Here is an 18,126-nt window from a genome sequence, read left to right as displayed (position 1 = left end):
CCCTCTCTAGACAAGGACTAGAGAGGGTTTAATGTATAACTTAAAATTTATTAAATTTCAGTTTTTCTATAACATGGTCGTGATTTTTATATAGTACGAGATCTGCTCTGTTTTTAGTTGGCAAGATGTTTTTGATTAAATTGACTTCGTTGATATTGTCCCATAGATCTGTTGCTATTTTTAAGGCTTCGTCTTTTGGGATGTCTCGATATTTATAGAAATGTGAGTCTGGCTTCTGGAAGGCTTCTTCTTGAAGTAGTAAGAAGCGGTTAAGATACCATTTCTTCATATTTTCTATTGTTGTGTGTAAATATATTTTGTAATCAATATAATCACTAACGAGTTCTTCTTCATGTGGACTTACTTGGAAGATGTTCACACCTTCTATAATAAGTATGTCCGGACAGTTTATGTTGTGATACTGGTCTTTAAGACGGTCGTATGTGATATGTGAATACGTATATGTTGGTATGTTAGGCTCGTTGTTCTTAATTTGTTTTAAGTGACTGATTAATGTTTTTGTATCATAACTTTCAGGAAATCCTTTTTTAGAAAGTAAGTCTTTATCGATGAGTTCTTGTTTAGGCATGATATAACCATCAGTCGTAATCAGATCAACTTTCCAGTCCGCGTTATATTCTTGCAGTAAGTTTAAAAGCAGTCTTGAGACAGTGCTTTTCCCTACAGAAACCCCTCCTGATATTCCAATAATAAAAGGTGGTGTATTATTTTTGTTATGTAATTTGTTGTTAATGTTAGATGAATAATCTTTATGGAACTTAACTTTGTTTGTCAAAAAATTAATGAGTGGCAAATAGAGTTCATTAATTTCTGAATTTGTTAAGTTATCATTTAAACTGATAATTTCTTCTAAGTTTAAATGACTTGTATCCATATCTAATTTAAAATTTGTGTTTTGCCATTCTTCTTTTGTGAATTTCATAATGAGTTCCTTTACTTAAGAATTTTTCACTTTTTACAGTACTCGTATAGGGTAACATAAATAGTCATGAAAGTGCTTTATTAATTTAGAAAAATTCTTATATAAGGTAAGACATTTAAAATTCTGCTATGACAAGTTTGCCTTCAAGGACTTGGTTTACAAAGTTTACGGTTGCTTCTCTTGATATAGGGTTATGTCCTAGCTTTTTATTGTTGTATAATATGAACTTTATGTTTGAACTGTTTATTTCGTATTTATCTAAGAAACTACAAAATGGATCGAAGTGTCTAGTCATATCAGTCTCACATAATCTGTTTTGGATGTAGTAAATTTTAGGCACATATTTTTGTTTGCGGAATAAGCTTGTGATCGACAGTCTAAGTGCGTATTGTTTTTTGATATAATCGCGTGAACGGTTGGGAAATATTTTAGTGTATAATTTTTCGACGTTCACTTTATCGTAACGATCTACGTAACATTGTGGATTGTTCACTACAGCAGTCGAGCCTTTATGCAATGTTGCTAAATACATAGACATAAAGCCACCTGCTGATGAGCCACAATAGACGACATTTTGAGATTCTATTTGGAGTGCTTGTGTGACTTGTTGCGCAATCTCAGAATAGTCTTTTAAGAAATGACGTTCTTCTCTTCCTACACCCCAACCTATACGTAATTGTTTATAATGGACAGTTCTGTCATCTATATAAAGACAATTTGCATTGAAATCTTCATGCCATTTACTTCTCATAAAGACAGGCGGTTTACTTTTAGACGGATCAATCGCGCCATTCGAAAATACAACTAATTTATGATTATCTTCTTTAAGATTTAATTTGATATAGATGTCTAAATCATCTTTCATGATTTTCACAACTTGATGATTATGCGCCCATAAAAGGTCATTGTTCAAATCTTCGTAATTTAATGTTTCCATGATGTGAAACACTCCTAATGGTTAATATTCATTACAAATACTTAATATAAAATTCAATATAACAAAGTACTCTAGCAATTAACAATTATATAGTGGAAATTTACAAAAACTTAACAAAAAAGAGGCTAGGCCTCATGCCCAACCTCTTCTTAAAGGGATTAAATATTGAATAATCTTTGGAAGAATCCTTTTTTCTTAGGTTCTTCTTCAGTTTCTGATTTGATTTCTTCTTTTACTTCTTCTTCTTTGTTTTCTGAAGGCGTTGAAGTTTGTTCTAATGTCGTTTCAGGTGCTTTTTCTTCAGTAGATGCTGCTTTGTCAGTCGTTTCTTCTTTAGATGTAGTTGCATCTGCTTCTTTCGTTTCTGCTGCTTTATCAGTAGTCGTTTCTGGTTTAACAGCAGTTTCTTTATCTTCTGATTTCACATCAGCTTGAGTTTCTGATTTAGCTGGCTCTTCAGCTACAGCAACTTTTGTTTCTTCTTTTTCTTCTTGTTTGTTCGTTTCAACTGATTCACTAGAAGTCTTATCTTCTGAAACTGCTTTAGAACTTTGTGATTGTTCAGCTTGTTTCGTTTCAACTTTAGTATCATTCTCTTGAGCAGTAGCCTCTGATTGTTGAGGTGCTTGTAATGCTAAAGTTTGTTCTAGTTTCTGTTGTTGAATATGTACTTGTTGCAACATTTCACCAAGCATTTGTCTTTCTCTACGCATATGTTGAACTTCTAATCTTAATTCTTCAATTAAATGTTGTAGTTCAGGTGTTTGATTAGCAGGTTCGTCTTTAACAAGAACTTGTAAAAAGTCTTTCTCTTGTTCTAGTGTTTCGAATGCTTGGTCATAACTATTTGTTTCTTTAACCTTTTCCGCTATTTCTTGGAAAAGTTCAATATCTTCTTCTTGGAAGTCTGTCGCTTCTCTTCCACGATATTCTGTCTTAGAAAGTTGATATCCTCTGTCTTCTAAGTGCTGTACAATTTTTCTAACTTGCTTTTCACTAAGACCTACTTTAGTTGCGAATTCTTTAGTTAACATATTATAAATCATCCTTTATTTGACAGTAATTTAATAGGTAGGGTTGTCTGTCGGCAGACAACCGTCACACTTCCCTTTATACATTACATGTTAATAACAGAAAGTTCAAGTATTTATTGTATTAATTGTGAAAAGTATTATATGCAAAAAAGAAATATGTTATTATTTAGGAGATTAGAACAATAAAAATTAATATTGGAGCTGTTAGATATGTCTAATAATACTGAGAAAAAAGCTTTTAAACCAATTTGGATTATTGTTAGTTTTGTTGTATTAATTGGAATATTGTTATTACCGACTTCAAACGATTTACCTGTTATGGCAAAATGTGCGCTAGCGATTTTAGCTTTTGCAGTTATTATGTGGGTAACAGAAGCCGTAACTTATCCTGTATCAGCGGTCATGATTGTTGGCTTGATCGTTGTACTCATTGGATTTAGTCCAGTTCAAAATTTAGGAGATGCTTTAGGTAATCCGTCAGCAAATGGAAAAGCTTTAGAAGGGGATGCATTACTAGGTACAGGCAATGCATTAAAAATGGCTTTAAGTGGATTTTCAGGATCGGCAGTGGCACTCGTTGCAGCAGCATTATTCTTAGCTACAGCGATGCAAGTGACTAATTTACATAAACGTCTAGCATTACAAGTACTTTCTATTGTAGGAAACAAAACAAATAGAATTGTTATCGGTGCAATTGTAGTTTCTATTATTTTAGCATTCTTTGTGCCTTCAGCTACAGCAAGAGCAGGTGCTGTTGTACCCATATTATTAGGTATGATTGCTGCATTTAACACATCTAAGAACAGTAAATTAGCAGCATTATTGATTATTACAGCCGTGCATGCCGTCTCAATATGGAATATAGGTATTAAGACTGCCGCCGCTCAAAATATCGTTGCGATAGGATTTATTAATAAATCAATGGGACAAGATGTCTCTTGGGGTGAATGGTTCTTATATGCAGCACCATGGGCGATTATCATGTCAGTCGTCTTATACTTTGTGATGATTACTGTCATTAAACCTGAGGAGAAAGAAATAGAAGGTGGAAATGAATTAGTTAAAGCACAATTAAAAGAATTAGGACCAGTTTCAGCAAGAGAGTGGAGACTCATTACGATTTCTGTCTTATTATTATTTTTCTGGTCTACTGAAAAAGTGCTCCATCCGATTGATTCATCGTCTATAACAATCATCGCGTTAGCAATTATGTTAACTCCTAAAATCGGTGTCTTTACTTGGGAAGATGTTGAAAAGAAAATTCCTTGGGGTACAGTTATCGTATTTGGAATTGGTATCTCACTAGGAACAGTATTGTTGGAAACAACAGCGGCACAATGGTTAAGTGATAAAACATTTGGATTGATGGGACTTAATCACATGCCACTAATCGCAACCATTGCACTCATTTCAATATTTAATATTTTAATACATTTAGGATTTGCGAGTGCAACGAGTTTATCTTCAGCATTAATCCCTGTGTTTATAGCTTTAACACAAACATTAAATTTAGGAGATCAATCTATCGGCTTTGTACTTATACAACAATTCGTGATTAGCTTCGGTTTCTTATTGCCAGTTAGTTCACCACAAAATATGCTGGCTTACGGTACAGAAACATTTACCGTTAAAGACTTTATTAAAACAGGCGTACCACTCACAGTTATAGGATACTTATTAATTATCTTGTTCAGCATGACATATTGGAAGTGGATAGGATTGATATAGAGGAGAAGATGTGAGTTAACGGCCAAGTAAACTCACAAGATCGTAAAACATGTGAGTTAAAGGTGAAGTAAGCTCACGAGATTGTAAAAGATGTGAGTTAAAGAAGTAATAAACTCACGAGATTGTAAAAGATGTGAGTTAAAGAGGAAGTAAACTCACAAGATCGTAAAACATGTGAGTTAAAGAGGAAGTAAACTCACGAGATTGTAAAAGATGTGAGTTAAAGAGGAAGTAAACCCACGAGATCGTAAAACATGTGAGTTAAAGAGGAAGTAAACCCACGAGATCGTAAAACATGTGAGTTAAAGAGGAAGTAAACCCACGAGATCGTAAAACATGTGAGTTAAAGGCGAAGTAAACTCACGAGATAGCAAAAGATGTGAGTTAAAGGTGAAGTAAACCCACGAGATAGCCAAAGACGTGAGTTAAAGGCCAAGTTAACCCACAAGATTATAAAAAAGCCGTTCAATTCCCAAAAAATTGAACGGCTTCTTCTTTTCTCTATTTAAATTAATTGTCCGATAAATACGGCGATGATGATAATTGGAAGTACAAATTTAACTAAGAAATACCATGTATTTACAAAGAGTCTTCCTTTTTTAGTATCGCTCATATTTAATTCTTTCATAATGATTTCTTTATTGAATATATGACCAACGAAGAGGGTTACACCTAATGCACCTATTGGCATTAAGATGTTCGCGACTAAGTAATCCATATTATCAAAGAATGTACCGACACCAAATGTAAAGTCTTGGAGTAACCCGTTTGAAAGTGCTGATGGTATCCCGAATATAAAGACTAATATACCAATGATATATGACCATTTCTTTCTATTATCATTATTATTTTTAGTAATGTTTGAGATGTTCAATTCTAATAACGAAATTGAAGATGTAATGGCTGCGAATAAAAATAATATTAAAAATAGTAAATAGAACAATTGCCCGACAAACATTTGATCAAATACTTGTGGAAGGACGATAAATAATAATCCTGGCCCTTGGTTAGGTTCTAATCCAAATGCGAAAATAGCTGGGAAGATGGCTAACCCGGCTGCTATTGATACAGCTATGTTCATCCATACTATGGCATTCGCACTTTTGACGATGTTTGTTTTACGATCTAAATATGAAGCGTATGTCATCATACCACATGTACCCAGTGATAATGCGAAGAACGATTGTCCTAAGGCATATAGTATACCTTCAGCACTTAAATCTGATACTTTTGGTTGTAAGAAATATTGAATTCCGTCTAAAGCACCGTCTAAAGTGATCGATCTAATAATGACAATTACGAACGATATAAATAACAGTGGCATCATGACTTTTGAAGCTTTCTCGATACCTTTTTCTACACCTTTACTGACAATAACTACAGTGAAAAGTATAAAAGCGAATTGACTCGCTAATGAATAAAATGGGTTAGATATATAATCATTAAAGATGTTCCCGTAATTATGTGATTGCGTTAATCCAAGGCTGTCTAAAAGTGTACGTATAATATATAGAATGATCCAACCACCGATAACACTATAGAATGAAAATAGTACAAAGACTGTTAGATTTCCAAGCCAGCCTACTAAATTCCAAGATGATTTACCAGATACTTTTTTGAAGATGTTAGTAGAATACGTTCTACCGTAGCGTCCCAATACAAAATCACTTAAAAGTAGTGGTAAGCCGACAAGCAATGTGAAAATAATAAATATTAATAAAAATGCGCCACCACCGTATGTTCCAGCCATGTATGGAAATTTCCATACAGCACCAATTCCTATAGCTGACCCGGCACTTGCTAGAACGAAGCCGATACTGGACGACCATTGAGATAAATTTTTCATATATATTCCTTCTTTTAATTTGATATTCACTTTAAAGCGGTAAAGCTTTTAAGTAAAAAAATAAAACTCACAGCAATGAATTTTACACTATATTTTTGGATAATGCAATATTAAAAAATATCGGCAACATAAGTTAGTTGCCGATAGGGTATTATAATTATTAGAACGAATAAATTACTTATTCGCCGATTGAACCGTTACTTTCATCATTCCAAGCGATGATTCTATCTACTGGTAATCTACTTGAATCATGTGGTGGTTTAACACCTTTACCAATAGCAATTAAATGAGCTGGTACATATCTAGAAGTATCAATGTTTAATGTTTCTAATACAGCTGTTTTATCAAATCCGCCAATAGGGTTAGTATCATAACCGTGATCAGTCGCAATAAGCATTAATTGCATAGAAGCTAAGTTTGCATCCATTAAACCTTGTGCATTAAAGTAACTTTCGTCAGCACTGCTAATTAAATTTGAAATTGTTTCAATAAAGTAATCTTTTGAATTTTCATCCATATAACCAAGTTCAACATTCTTCTCATAAATATCGCTCACGTATTCAGCGTGTTTTAAATCTGCAAGTACAAGAATAATTGCACTTGATGAATGTAATTGTCTTTGGTTGAACTGTACAAGATGGTCTAATTTTTGTTTTGTTTCTTCAGAATCGATGATAACAAAGCGCCATGGTTGTAAGTTGATTGATGAAGGTGCTTTAGTAGCAAGTGCTATCATTTCTTTTATTTCTTCTCTTGGAATTTTGAAGTTTGGATCGAACTCTTTAACTGATTTTCTTTTATTAATAATTTCAGTTAATGAAAGCTTTGAGTGTGTCATTTTATTTCTCCTTTTAGTATGATGTCATTATAATGCACCAATTAACTAAAAAAATAAAATGATTAGCTTACGAATTAAATTTTTTTAGGAGGGATTGTCATTGGAATCGAAAAAATTAATCTCAGAACTGGATAAACCGATTTTTCTAGCGGGTATGGCTGGAGGTATTACAACTCCTGACTTAGTGGCTTCAGTTTGTAATGAAGGCGGCTTTGGACAAATCGGTGCTGGATATATGACGCCTGATACTTTAGCTAAAGATATAGACCAAATTAGACAAATGACGTCTGAACCGTTTGGCGTCAATCTATTTGTGCCAGAGTATCCGGCTATTGATCAAGAAAAAGTTGATTTTATGAATAAAATATTACATCCCATAACTGAAAAATTAAACAGCAAACAAATACAAGATGTTTCAATAGATGTGAATTTTGAGGACATGTTAAACGTGATTATAGATAAACATGTTGAATATGTAAGCTTTACATTTGGTAAGCCTTCAGAAAGTCTCGTTCGCACATTACATGGCCATCATATTAACGTAATAGGGACTGCAACAGATTTAAATGAAGCTCAAGCTTTGGAATCCATAGGTATAGATGCGATAGTGATTCAAGGTAGTGAAGCGGGTGGTCATAGAGGTTCATTTGAACAATCATTGCCAGAAAATAGTCTTTCAACTGAGCAATTGTTTAATCAAACTTATCCTTTAATTAACGTGCCATTAATAGTAGCGGGCGGTATCACGACACCAGAATTAGCGAAACGTTATATTCAAAAAGGTGCTCATGCAGTTCAACTTGGGACAGCATTCTTAACGACACATGAAAGTGGTGCACCAGATGTGCATAAAGCGCATATATTAAAAGCACACCCAGATGATATTATATTAACGAATACGTTTAGTGGGCGTTATGCAAATGGTATTATAAATCCATTTATACAGTATATGGAACAATTTAAAGATGATATTTGTCCGTATCCGATTCAAAATATATTAACACAACCTTTAAGAGGGCAGTCTAAAAAGTTAAATAATCCAGATTATATGAATTTATGGTGTGGTACAAATCCAGAAGGTGCTAAAGATGAAAGTGTCCAGGAATTAATGGAAAGATATCATAAAGCAATAAAAAGCTGACATCACAATCGATGTCAGCTTTTCTAATTTATAAATCCATAGATTCTAATAATTCATATACAAATTCACGATCGTTTTCATTTCCGTGTATGTACTTGTTGATGTAACAAGAACGAATACTCGGTGAGATAACGTCTTTTTGAAGCGGCAAGTATTGCTTAATATATAAATCTATTGGCGTAGGTGCTAATGATTTTTGTGGATTCGGTTGTATATAAGGGATGTCTTGTTGAACTTCATAACCATGTCTATTAAAGAAGTTCTTACGCAGAATCGCTTCTTCTTTACCACTGTTGTTCTCGTATGATTCTTCTCCAAACGATTCCAACATAATCATGTTAGCATCTCTTCCATGAACATCTTGAGCATGTTTATGCAGTTCTGCTTCAATTCTTTCCAACGTTTGTCCGCCAACACGCTGATTGCGGTATTCAGGATGTGTCATTAAATAAATAATAAAAGCTGAATTTGTTGTAGGTTCATAATGACCTGTAGACAAACTTACGACTGTGTCATCAATTAAACCAACTAAAAATATATAATGTTTCTTTATGTACTCAGATGTAAGCGAATGGATGAAGACGTGGCGGTCTTCTCGCACCTCTGCCTTGAAAATATCTTCATACATTTCTAATGCTTTTTTGAATAATGGATCATCGATAGATGTGACAACTTCAAAATTCATAGTTATGAACCCCTCATAATCAATATTTTATAATATTATAACATAAGATTTTAATGGTAGTACTATCGTATTGAGTAAATAAAAAGAGAGACCAGGACATTACATTATGTCCTAGCCTCTTAAGTTATTATATTGTCTTATTTAGGGTTATCATCTGTAGGGTTATTGATATCTGCTTCTTCATGTCTGACTTTTTCAGAGACATGTTCAGTATCTTGAACTTTATTTTTCTTAATGACGATTTCTTCAGATACGACATTTTCTTTTTCTACTTTTACACGTTCTTCGTGTAATGGAATGTGTACAGAATCATCATCATTAGCGTTAAAGTCTTCGTCTACTTTCTCATTAACAGGTCTACGTTCGATTGTTACTTCTTCACGTTCAACCGGTACATCAAATTCTTGTTCTTCTTCAACAACATGTTTATCTACAGATGCTTCACCTGTTTCAACATTCTCTTTGTCTACATTTAGACGTTCTTCATGAAGTTGAACAGATTCTTCATCTACATTGTTATCTTGCGTTTCATTATTGTAAGATGTTTCACCTACATTATTATCTTGTGTGACGTTGTTGTATGAATGCCCAGAAGTGTGAACATTTGTATCTTGCTCATCTTGGCTAGTAGAGAAGTTAGATTCACGTGTTGTTGTTTCATCTGATGTTGGTGGTTCAACACTTTCATTTGGTTTATCGTAGTTTAAGCTAGAACGTTCTCTTTCTACGTCGTCATCATGCACTCTTGAGAATGATGATTCATCTTCTCTTGTTAGATCTTGTTGATCTTTAACATTATCTGTTTCACCATATTGAGCAGTCGTATTTGTAGTTTCACGATTATTTAAGTCTTCTAAGTCTCTTTCATTATCGCTAGAGTAGACTCTTCTATCGTCTTGTACGTCATCTTCTGTTTCTTGTTGTTCTCTATGTTCATTCGCATATCCAGCAGCGCCAAGACCAGAAGCACCTGCTAAATTAGCTGAAGTTGATGTTTCTTGATGGTCGATGTTTGAATCATCCACATCATCGTGCGCTACATCTTCTTCATTAATATTATTGCCATATCGATTTGTATTAACATCTCGATCTGTTTCAGCTTCGTTATCGAATGATGGTGCATCTGTTTTTTCTGTATCTGCATTATCCACATCTTGAGTTAAATCATTTTCAGATACTTCATCTTGCTGATTAAATTCATCTTCTCTTTCAGCTTTATCAAAATCAGAAGTTTCGTTCACATCTTCCTCTTGATCTGAAGATGAATGCGCAGCAGCGGCACCAGCGCCCGCAGCACCTGCACCTAATCCAGCACCAGCAGCTGTACCTTTAGATACGCCACTTTCTTCGCTCTCATCACTAGAAAATGGTTTTGTATTATCGTAATGCTCATTTCCTGTTTGAGAGTCCTTAGGGTGATTTGAATCATAGTTTTCAGTATCACTTATATTGTCGTTATCAACATATAATAGTATTTTTCCGTTATTAAGTTCTTGTTTATAGCCATCTAATTCTTCTTCTGGAACATTTAAACTAGATAATACACGTTCTTCAGCACTTTCACCTGAGAATAGTGCAGTAATCTTGTCGCTAAATGAACCTCTAGAGTTCTTCACTTTAACATCCGTGTAGTCTAAAGAGTTATCATCTAACTTGTCTTCGGAAATAACTTGTAAGTCACTTTCTCCGACACCTTCTTCTTTCAATTGATCAATACGTTGCAGTAAATCACTTTCGTTACTAAACTTTTCTATTTTACCCATACTAAAACCTCCATAAATTTGTAATGTGTAAAAATCTTATCAACAGTGATTATGCTCTAGGTGTTTACATACTTAATAAATATTGTCTACGTTAATACAATATAATTCTCAAATACCCTTGTGGAGGAGAATCAAACAAAATTCAATCAACTTTCTAATTATTTAGATTTTTCAGTTTATTTAAAACCTCTTAAAATAGCGCTAACATAAGGTTTTGCCTATTGTAAAAGTACTGATATTTTGTTATTATCAATGAATAATTTATTACTAAAAACTCATATAATCTGAAGAATATGGCTTTGGAAGTTTCTACCGTGTTGCCTTAAACGACACGACTATGAGTAAATGAATAACACTGGAATCAGACTATCCAAAATGGTGTGGTTTTATATTATTTTTTACTCATCTTACCTATTTTTTAGGATTAAGGTGTGTTTTTTTTAATCTAAATGAGGAGGCGAGTAGTGTGAGGACACTACAAGATAGGGTTAAAGAAGATGGTGTAGTCATCGATGAAAAGATTCTTAAGGTTGATTCATTTTTAAATCACCAAATTGATGCAAAGTTAATGTATGAAGTTGGTCAAGTTATTACGGAACATTTTAAAGACAAGAAAATCACGAAAGTACTTACGATTGAAGCGTCAGGTATCGCACCTGCAATAATGGCATCTTTACATTTAGACGTGCCATGTTTATTTGCGAAAAAAGCAAAACCATCTACAATGACATCTGAATTTTATCAAACAGATATTCACTCATTTACGAAAAATACAACGAGTACAGTGGTTATTGCGAAACAATTTTTAAATGAAGACGACCATGTATTAATTATTGATGACTTTTTAGCGAATGGCGAAGCATCATTAGGATTACATCGTTTAGTTCAAGCAGCAAACGCAACAACATCTGGAATTGGAATTGTTATAGAAAAAAGTTTCCAACCGGGCAGAGAGAAGTTGGAATCTGAAGGACTAGAAGTCTTATCTCTATGCCAAGTTGCTTCATTATTAGGAAATACAGTCAAACTGGTAGGAGAATAACATGAAAAATTTCATCTTAAGTGTTCAACATTTACTTGCTATGTATGCGGGTGCCATAATGGTACCTATTATCGTCGGATCTGCTTTAAAATTCACACCTGAAGAAGTGGCTTACTTAGTCGCAATTGATATCTTTATGTGTGGTGTAGCAACATTTTTACAAGTATATAAAGGAATAGGAATTGGACTGCCGGTAGTCTTGGGATGTACATTTACAGCTGTAGCACCAATGATTCTAGTTGGTAATACACATGGTATCGGTGTGCTATACGGTTCTATATTTCTTTCAGGGATTATTGTAGTCTTAATTTCTCCATTTTTCTCGTATTTAGTAAAATTATTTCCACCTGTTGTTACAGGAAGTGTTGTTACAATAATCGGTATTACGTTAATGCCAGTTGCCATGAATTATTTAGCAGGTGGTCAGGGTGAAAAGAATTACGGAGACAGTAAAAATATATTCTTAGGTTTATTTACATTAGTGATCATCTTATTAATACAAAGATTATCTAAAGGGTTCATTAAATCTATAGCGATATTACTCGGTTTATTAATAGGTACAACAGTCGCTTCCTTCTATGGATTAGTGGATACATCGAATTTAAGAACATCGAATTGGTTGGAACTACCTAGACCATTCAGATTTAGCGGGTTTGAATTTGAATTTGGTACAACGATTGTCTTTGTCATTATTGCAATCGTTAGTTTGATTGAATCAACAGGCGTGTACCATGCTTTAAGTGAAATTACGAAACAACCTATATCAAGAAAAGACTTATCAAAAGGCTATAGAGCTGAAGGGATTGCGATTATAATTGGTTCAATCTTTAATGCATTTCCTTACACAGCTTATTCTCAAAACGTTGGACTTGTGTCATTGTCTGGCGCTAAAAAGAATCAAATTATGTATATGATGGTTGCATTATTAATCGTTTGTGGTTCAATACCTAAACTCGGTGCTTTAGCAAGCATGATTCCATTTCCAGTATTAGGTGGTGCGATGATTGCGATGTTTGGAATGGTTATGGCATACGGTGTGAAAATGCTTGGTGGCATAGACTTTAACAAACAGAACAATTTACTCGTGATTGCCGTATCGGTCGGGATTGGTGCAGGTATTACAGCAGTACCTCAAGCGCTTGAAACTTTTGGAGAAGAATATGCTTGGTTAACACAAAATGGTATCGTATTAGGTACTTTCTCAGCTATTATATTAAATTTATGTTTTAATGGATTAAACAATCAACAAAACAGTGAAAATGTGAAATAATAAATATGAAAATAAATTAGTGGAGGTTATATTCATGTGGGAAAACAAATTTCAAAAAGAAGGCTTAACGTTCGATGATGTATTATTAGTACCAGCAAAATCAGAGGTATTACCAAGTGATGTAGACTTAAGCGTATCTCTTTCAAAAAATATTAAGTTAAATATTCCAATCATTTCAGCTGGTATGGATACAGTTACTGAAGCTAAAATGGCGATTGCTATGGCAAGACAAGGTGGCTTAGGCGTTATTCATAAGAACATGTCTATAGAACATCAAGCAGATGAAGTACAAAAAGTTAAACGTTCAGAAAATGGCGTTATTACAAACCCATTCTTCTTAACACCTGATGAGCAAGTGTACGCAGCAGAAGCATTGATGAGTAAATACCGTATTTCTGGTGTTCCAATCGTTAATAACGAAGAAGATATGGAACTTGTCGGTATTATTACAAACCGTGACTTAAGATTTATCGAAAACTTCTCAATTAAAATTTCTGATGTTATGACTAAAGAAGATTTAGTAACAGCACCAGTCGGCACAACGTTAGAACAAGCAGAAGAAATTTTACAAAAATATAAAATCGAAAAACTTCCATTAATTTCTGAAGAGGGTAAACTTAAAGGGTTAATTACAATTAAAGATATTGAAAAAGTAATCGAATTCCCATATGCAGCTAAAGACAGTGAAGGACGTTTACTTGTTGCAGCGGCATTAGGTATTGCTAAAGATACACCAATTCGTGCTCAAAAATTAGTAGAAGCTGGCGCAGATGCACTTGTTATTGATACTGCACATGGTCACTCTAAAGGTGTCTTAGATGTCGTTAAACATATTAGTGAATCATACCCAGAAGTTACAATTATCGCAGGTAACGTTGCTACAGGTGAAGGTACTAAAGCATTATTTGAAGCGGGAGCAGACGTCGTTAAAGTTGGTATTGGACCAGGTTCAATCTGTACAACACGTGTCGTTGCAGGTGTAGGTGTACCTCAAATTACAGCTATTTATGATTGTGCAACAGAAGCACGTAACTATGGTAAAGCAATTATTGCTGACGGTGGTATTAAATTCTCTGGTGATATCGCGAAAGCTTTAGCAGCAGGTGGAAATGCAGTTATGTTAGGTAGCTTACTTGCTGGTACAGAAGAAAGCCCTGGACAAACAGAAATCTTCCAAGGTCGTCAATATAAAGTTTATCGTGGTATGGGATCACTTGGTGCGATGGAACAAGGTTCTAAAGACCGTTACTTCCAAGAAGATACTGCAGCTAAGAAATTTGTACCAGAAGGCATTGAAGGTAGAATTGACTTTAAAGGCCCATTACAAGATACAATTTATCAATTAATTGGCGGTATTAAGAGCGGTATGGGTTATACAGGATCAGCTAACCTAGAACAATTAAGAGAAGAAGCTCAGTTTATTAGAATGACTGGCGCAGGCCTTAAAGAATCACATCCACATGATGTTCAAATTACTAAAGAAGCACCAAACTACTCATTTTAATTAAAGGAGAACGACAATTATGGAAATGGCTTTTGAACAAGAGTTAATTCTTGTATTGGATTTTGGTAGTCAATATAATCAATTGATTACACGTCGTATAAGAGAAATGGGCGTATATAGTGAGTTACACGACCATGAAATCTCAATCGAAGAAATTAAAAAAATGAATCCTAAAGGTATTATACTTTCAGGTGGACCAAATTCAGTATACGAAGAAGGATCATTCACAGTTGATCCTGAAATCTTTGAATTAGGTATTCCTGTTTTAGGTATTTGTTACGGTATGCAATTAATGACTAAATTATTAGGTGGTTCTGTAGAAAGAGCTAACGAACGTGAATACGGTAAAGCAACATTAAACGTTAAATCAGATGACGAGTTATTCTTCAGCTTACCTAATAGTCAAACAGTTTGGATGAGTCACAGTGACAAAGTAATCGATATTCCTGAGAACTTTGAAATCATTGCAGACAGCCCAAGTTGTCAAAATGCAGCAATTGAAGATAAATCAAGAAAATTATACGGTGTACAATTCCATCCAGAAGTAAGACATACTGAATACGGAAATGACTTATTAAGAAACTTCATTCGTCGTGTTTGTGAATGTACTGGAAACTGGACAATGGAAAACTTTGTTGAAATCGAAGTAGAAAAAATTAGAGAACAAGTTGGCGATCGTAAAGTATTATGTGCGATGAGTGGTGGCGTTGATTCATCAGTTGTAGCAGTATTACTTCATAAAGCTATTGGTGATCAATTAACTTGTATTTTCGTAGACCATGGATTGCTTAGAAAAGGTGAAGGCGACATGGTAATGGAGAACTTTGGTGAAGGCTTCAATATGAACATCATTAGAGTAGATGCCAAAGACCGTTTCATGAGTAAATTAGCTGGCGTTTCAGATCCTGAGAAAAAACGTAAAATTATCGGTAATGAATTTGTATATGTATTTGATGACGAAGCATCAAAATTAGAAGGCGTAGATTTCCTTGCACAAGGTACGCTTTATACAGATATCATTGAATCAGGTACAAAGACTGCACAAACAATTAAATCACACCATAACGTAGGTGGATTACCAGAAGACATGCAGTTCCAATTAATTGAACCAATTAATACACTATTTAAAGACGAAGTACGAGCATTAGGAATCGAATTAGGCATACCAGAACATTTAGTATGGCGCCAACCATTCCCAGGCCCAGGTTTAGGAATTCGTGTATTAGGTGAAATTACTGAAGAAAAATTAGAAATCGTAAGAGAATCAGACGCAATTCTAAGAGAAGTCGTGCGTGAAGAAGGTCTAGAAAGAGATATTTGGCAATACTTCACAGTATTACCAGATATCCGTTCAGTAGGTGTTATGGGAGACTACCGTACATATGACTACACAGTCGGCGTACGCGCAGTAACATCAATAGACGGCATGACAAGTGACTTCGCAAGAATTGACTGGGAAGTCTTACAAAAAGTATCAAGCCGTATCGTAAACGAAGTAGACCACGTAAACAGAGTTGTCTATGACATTACATCTAAGCCCCCAAGCACAATCGAGTGGGAGTAAGATAATAGTAAATATTAAGGCTAGAAACACCGTAAATTTGGTGTTTCTAGCCTTTTTTGATTAATATATTATAGAGTCGTTTAGAATGTAAGTGATAATGAAGACACAATATACTATAGGTGGTTGTAATTTGAGGGGTGTATAAGTAGTGTTTTTACTAACTTAGTGATCCTCATAAAAAGGGGTTAAATAAAAAAGATAAAGTTGTAATTCGAATTTTCTTATAGGGTAATTATCTAGGAACACCTAGGATATCCAAATAAAATGTTAAAAAATTGAAGTTAAAACTTATTATATAAGGAGTTAAAAGTATGGGGAAAACTAGAGGATTAAAGAGGAAATTTAATGAAGCTTTTAGCGATTATAAAACGCGATTAACACATTATGATGGCTATGCAGCGTTATATGTTCCGCAGATAACCTATAAAGAAAATAGAATAAACGGTTACAAAGTATCAAAATTTCTTGTAGAAAATACAATAGAAAACATGCCGAATGAAGCCTATTATCTTTATGTATTTGATGAAAATAATGCTTTAAATAATCATGTAATAATAGCTGATGAAAAAGAAACATTAGATTTAGGATTATTTAAAGATAGTAATGGTAAAAAGCCAGAGTATATTAAAAATTTAGAGGAAAATTACAAACTTAAGTTTGAGAGACATTTAGCAACTTGGGAAATGGATAAAATAGAATATTTTAATTTAGATAGTGAAGATAAAGAAGGTATACTATACACTGAAAAAAAAGATCAGAAAGTAATAGCAGTCACAAATATTTTATGGATAAGTGATGCTATTGTAAATAAGTATATTTTATCTAGTAAATAGCAATAACTAGAATGATAAACGAATATCATATTTGAAGTTATTCATTCATTAATTCATTTAAGCGTTTCATATGTTTGTAATTTTTATTTTTGATATATTGGAATATATAGACAAGGAGGCGTTATGAATGTTTGTTGCACAAGCAATTTTTTCTACTAAAGATGAGGCATCTAAGGCTATATTAGATAATAAAGCTAGTCATGCTAAACAAGATTTTGAAGGCTTTGAGGGCTTTATTGATGCACAAGTTTGGAAGTCTGAAACGGGAAGCAAGTTAGAATACGCGATTGTTTCTAAATGGAATGATAAGAAAGATTTTCAAGCTTGGATTTCTAGACCTTCTCATGTTGAAGAACATAAAAACATGAGTAAAGAAAAGAAAGAAAACGAAGAAGCGAAAGTTTCAAAAATCGAAAAGCAAATTAAAAAATACGAACTTGTAGATTAATAAGTAAGTTATTTTAATGAGCTTTATAAAATAAAAATCACGAGTGATTTTAGGTGGATGTACCTTTAGTCACTCGTGATTTTTTTGTAGAAGTCATCCTTTTTACTGGGAATTTTTGTATAATAAAAGAGAACTTAAGTATATACAAATACATTCCTAAGTTATAATTTGAAACGTTTATTAGGAGGGAGTGGCGATTAAAAAGTTACTAGTATTATTATGTATATTTATCGTAGTTGTGGTCTGTGTGATGTTGTTTATATCAAATAGAACTGATAGTGATCATGATATTCGGAATTTCACTTCAAAAAATGGAACAGAAGGTGAATATTTAATTTATCCTGTTAAGAACGCTAAGGGAATATTAGTGTGGTTACATGGTGATGGTGCTTATGAGTTTCATCATCCTGATTCAGAAGTCTATTTAGCTGGGAAAGATGGCATCCGTCAAGTTGCTAAAGAAAAAGAGTTAACTTTAGTTGTGCCGAAGTCTGTTAACGATGAAGAGCAGTGGTGGAAGAATGGAGAAGCCAATGTGGAATATTGAGTT

16 protein-coding genes and 1 riboswitch are annotated in these 18,126 nt (G+C 33.8%); of the genes, 9 read left to right on the top strand and 7 right to left on the bottom strand.

The window, feature by feature from the left end; translation table 11 throughout:
* Window positions 1–40: 40 nt before the first annotated feature.
* From coaA to LQ622_RS13435, 3 genes are all read right to left on the bottom strand, one after another.
* The gene (coaA, locus tag LQ622_RS13445) at window positions 41–943 is read right to left on the bottom strand and encodes a type I pantothenate kinase (RefSeq protein ID WP_037589445.1); all 903 of its coding nucleotides are present in this window, start codon (window positions 941–943) and stop codon (window positions 41–43) included.
* 115 nt (window positions 944–1,058) lie between these two features.
* On the bottom strand, window positions 1,059–1,880 hold the full coding sequence (locus LQ622_RS13440; RefSeq protein ID WP_126476349.1) for a YqiA/YcfP family alpha/beta fold hydrolase: 822 nt from the start codon (window positions 1,878–1,880) through the stop codon (window positions 1,059–1,061).
* Between the two features lie 158 nt (window positions 1,881–2,038).
* Entirely contained in the window at window positions 2,039–2,914 is an 876-nt protein-coding gene (locus tag LQ622_RS13435; protein WP_126476348.1) for a hypothetical protein, read from the bottom strand.
* Between the two features lie 210 nt (window positions 2,915–3,124).
* On the opposite strand from LQ622_RS13435, the gene LQ622_RS13430 reads away from it, so the two are divergent.
* Complete coding sequence (locus LQ622_RS13430; RefSeq protein WP_037589435.1) at window positions 3,125–4,642, top strand: DASS family sodium-coupled anion symporter; 1,518 nt, start codon at window positions 3,125–3,127, stop codon at window positions 4,640–4,642.
* Window positions 4,643–5,147: 505 nt separating this feature from the next.
* On the opposite strand, the gene LQ622_RS13425 is transcribed toward LQ622_RS13430, so the two are convergent.
* Both LQ622_RS13425 and LQ622_RS13420 read right to left on the bottom strand, forming a co-directional pair.
* Window positions 5,148–6,488: a sodium-dependent transporter gene (locus LQ622_RS13425; RefSeq protein ID WP_204255241.1), complete on the bottom strand. Its 1,341-nt coding sequence runs from the start codon at window positions 6,486–6,488 to the stop codon at window positions 5,148–5,150.
* Between the two features lie 178 nt (window positions 6,489–6,666).
* Window positions 6,667–7,326, bottom strand: a complete 660-nt coding sequence (locus LQ622_RS13420; protein WP_206166552.1) for a nitroreductase family protein — start codon at window positions 7,324–7,326, stop codon at window positions 6,667–6,669.
* A gap of 100 nt (window positions 7,327–7,426) precedes the next feature.
* Between LQ622_RS13420 and LQ622_RS13415 the strand changes: the two genes are divergently transcribed.
* Window positions 7,427–8,467 (top strand): NAD(P)H-dependent flavin oxidoreductase, encoded by a 1,041-nt coding sequence (locus tag LQ622_RS13415; protein WP_239762982.1) that lies wholly within the window; start codon window positions 7,427–7,429, stop codon window positions 8,465–8,467.
* Window positions 8,468–8,495: 28 nt separating this feature from the next.
* Here the strand turns inward: LQ622_RS13415 and LQ622_RS13410 are convergent, their stop codons facing one another.
* Window positions 8,496–9,152, bottom strand: a complete 657-nt coding sequence (locus LQ622_RS13410; protein ID WP_037589426.1) for a GNAT family N-acetyltransferase — start codon at window positions 9,150–9,152, stop codon at window positions 8,496–8,498.
* 137 nt (window positions 9,153–9,289) lie between these two features.
* Window positions 9,290–10,915, bottom strand: coding sequence for a DUF2382 domain-containing protein (locus LQ622_RS13405; RefSeq protein WP_239762979.1), 1,626 nt, complete (start codon window positions 10,913–10,915; stop codon window positions 9,290–9,292).
* Between the two features lie 255 nt (window positions 10,916–11,170).
* Window positions 11,171–11,273, top strand: a riboswitch (purine riboswitch).
* Window positions 11,274–11,381: 108 nt separating this feature from the next.
* Between LQ622_RS13405 and xpt the strand changes: the two genes are divergently transcribed.
* The 7 genes from xpt (at window position 11,382) to LQ622_RS13370 (ending at window position 18,123) form a co-directional block, all read left to right on the top strand.
* On the top strand, window positions 11,382–11,957 hold the full coding sequence (gene xpt, locus LQ622_RS13400; protein ID WP_037589423.1) for a xanthine phosphoribosyltransferase: 576 nt from the start codon (window positions 11,382–11,384) through the stop codon (window positions 11,955–11,957).
* Window position 11,958: 1 nt separating this feature from the next.
* Entirely contained in the window at window positions 11,959–13,227 is a 1,269-nt protein-coding gene (locus tag LQ622_RS13395) for a nucleobase:cation symporter-2 family protein (protein WP_037589422.1), read from the top strand.
* Between the two features lie 34 nt (window positions 13,228–13,261).
* Window positions 13,262–14,731: an IMP dehydrogenase gene (gene guaB, locus LQ622_RS13390; protein ID WP_037589421.1), complete on the top strand. Its 1,470-nt coding sequence runs from the start codon at window positions 13,262–13,264 to the stop codon at window positions 14,729–14,731.
* Window positions 14,732–14,750: 19 nt separating this feature from the next.
* Window positions 14,751–16,295 carry a glutamine-hydrolyzing GMP synthase gene (guaA, locus tag LQ622_RS13385; protein WP_037589419.1) on the top strand — a complete coding sequence of 515 codons (1,545 nt, stop codon included), beginning with the start codon at window positions 14,751–14,753 and terminating at the stop codon, window positions 16,293–16,295.
* Between the two features lie 311 nt (window positions 16,296–16,606).
* Window positions 16,607–17,128 (top strand): hypothetical protein, encoded by a 522-nt coding sequence (locus tag LQ622_RS13380; RefSeq protein WP_204189003.1) that lies wholly within the window; start codon window positions 16,607–16,609, stop codon window positions 17,126–17,128.
* Between the two features lie 127 nt (window positions 17,129–17,255).
* A complete protein-coding gene (locus tag LQ622_RS13375) occupies window positions 17,256–17,576 on the top strand; it encodes an antibiotic biosynthesis monooxygenase family protein (RefSeq protein WP_037589416.1) in 321 nt (106 codons plus the stop codon).
* Window positions 17,577–17,766: 190 nt separating this feature from the next.
* The gene (locus tag LQ622_RS13370) at window positions 17,767–18,123 is read left to right on the top strand and encodes a hypothetical protein (RefSeq protein ID WP_239762976.1); all 357 of its coding nucleotides are present in this window, start codon (window positions 17,767–17,769) and stop codon (window positions 18,121–18,123) included.
* Window positions 18,124–18,126 lie beyond the last annotated feature (3 nt).

It is taken from the genome of Mammaliicoccus sp. N-M50 (assembly GCF_022386995.1).
Taxonomy (GTDB): Bacteria; Bacillota; Bacilli; order Staphylococcales; family Staphylococcaceae; genus Mammaliicoccus; species Mammaliicoccus sciuri_A.
The sequence above is the reverse complement of the archived record's forward strand: the minus strand, read 5'-3'. Positions and strand labels throughout refer to the sequence as shown.

Coding starts and splice junctions, on each gene's coding strand:
- LQ622_RS13405 (WP_239762979.1), bottom strand. CDS start 10,915: ATGGGTAAAATAGAAAAGTTTAGTAACGAAAGTGATTTACTGCAACGT.
- guaA (WP_037589419.1), top strand. CDS start 14,751: ATGGAAATGGCTTTTGAACAAGAGTTAATTCTTGTATTGGATTTTGGT.
- guaB (WP_037589421.1), top strand. CDS start 13,262: ATGTGGGAAAACAAATTTCAAAAAGAAGGCTTAACGTTCGATGATGTA.
- coaA (WP_037589445.1), bottom strand. CDS start 943: ATGAAATTCACAAAAGAAGAATGGCAAAACACAAATTTTAAATTAGAT.
- LQ622_RS13380 (WP_204189003.1), top strand. CDS start 16,607: ATGGGGAAAACTAGAGGATTAAAGAGGAAATTTAATGAAGCTTTTAGC.
- LQ622_RS13375 (WP_037589416.1), top strand. CDS start 17,256: ATGTTTGTTGCACAAGCAATTTTTTCTACTAAAGATGAGGCATCTAAG.
- LQ622_RS13420 (WP_206166552.1), bottom strand. CDS start 7,326: ATGACACACTCAAAGCTTTCATTAACTGAAATTATTAATAAAAGAAAA.
- LQ622_RS13410 (WP_037589426.1), bottom strand. CDS start 9,152: ATGAATTTTGAAGTTGTCACATCTATCGATGATCCATTATTCAAAAAA.
- LQ622_RS13440 (WP_126476349.1), bottom strand. CDS start 1,880: ATGGAAACATTAAATTACGAAGATTTGAACAATGACCTTTTATGGGCG.
- LQ622_RS13425 (WP_204255241.1), bottom strand. CDS start 6,488: ATGAAAAATTTATCTCAATGGTCGTCCAGTATCGGCTTCGTTCTAGCA.
- LQ622_RS13430 (WP_037589435.1), top strand. CDS start 3,125: ATGTCTAATAATACTGAGAAAAAAGCTTTTAAACCAATTTGGATTATT.
- LQ622_RS13435 (WP_126476348.1), bottom strand. CDS start 2,914: ATGTTAACTAAAGAATTCGCAACTAAAGTAGGTCTTAGTGAAAAGCAA.
- LQ622_RS13395 (WP_037589422.1), top strand. CDS start 11,959: ATGAAAAATTTCATCTTAAGTGTTCAACATTTACTTGCTATGTATGCG.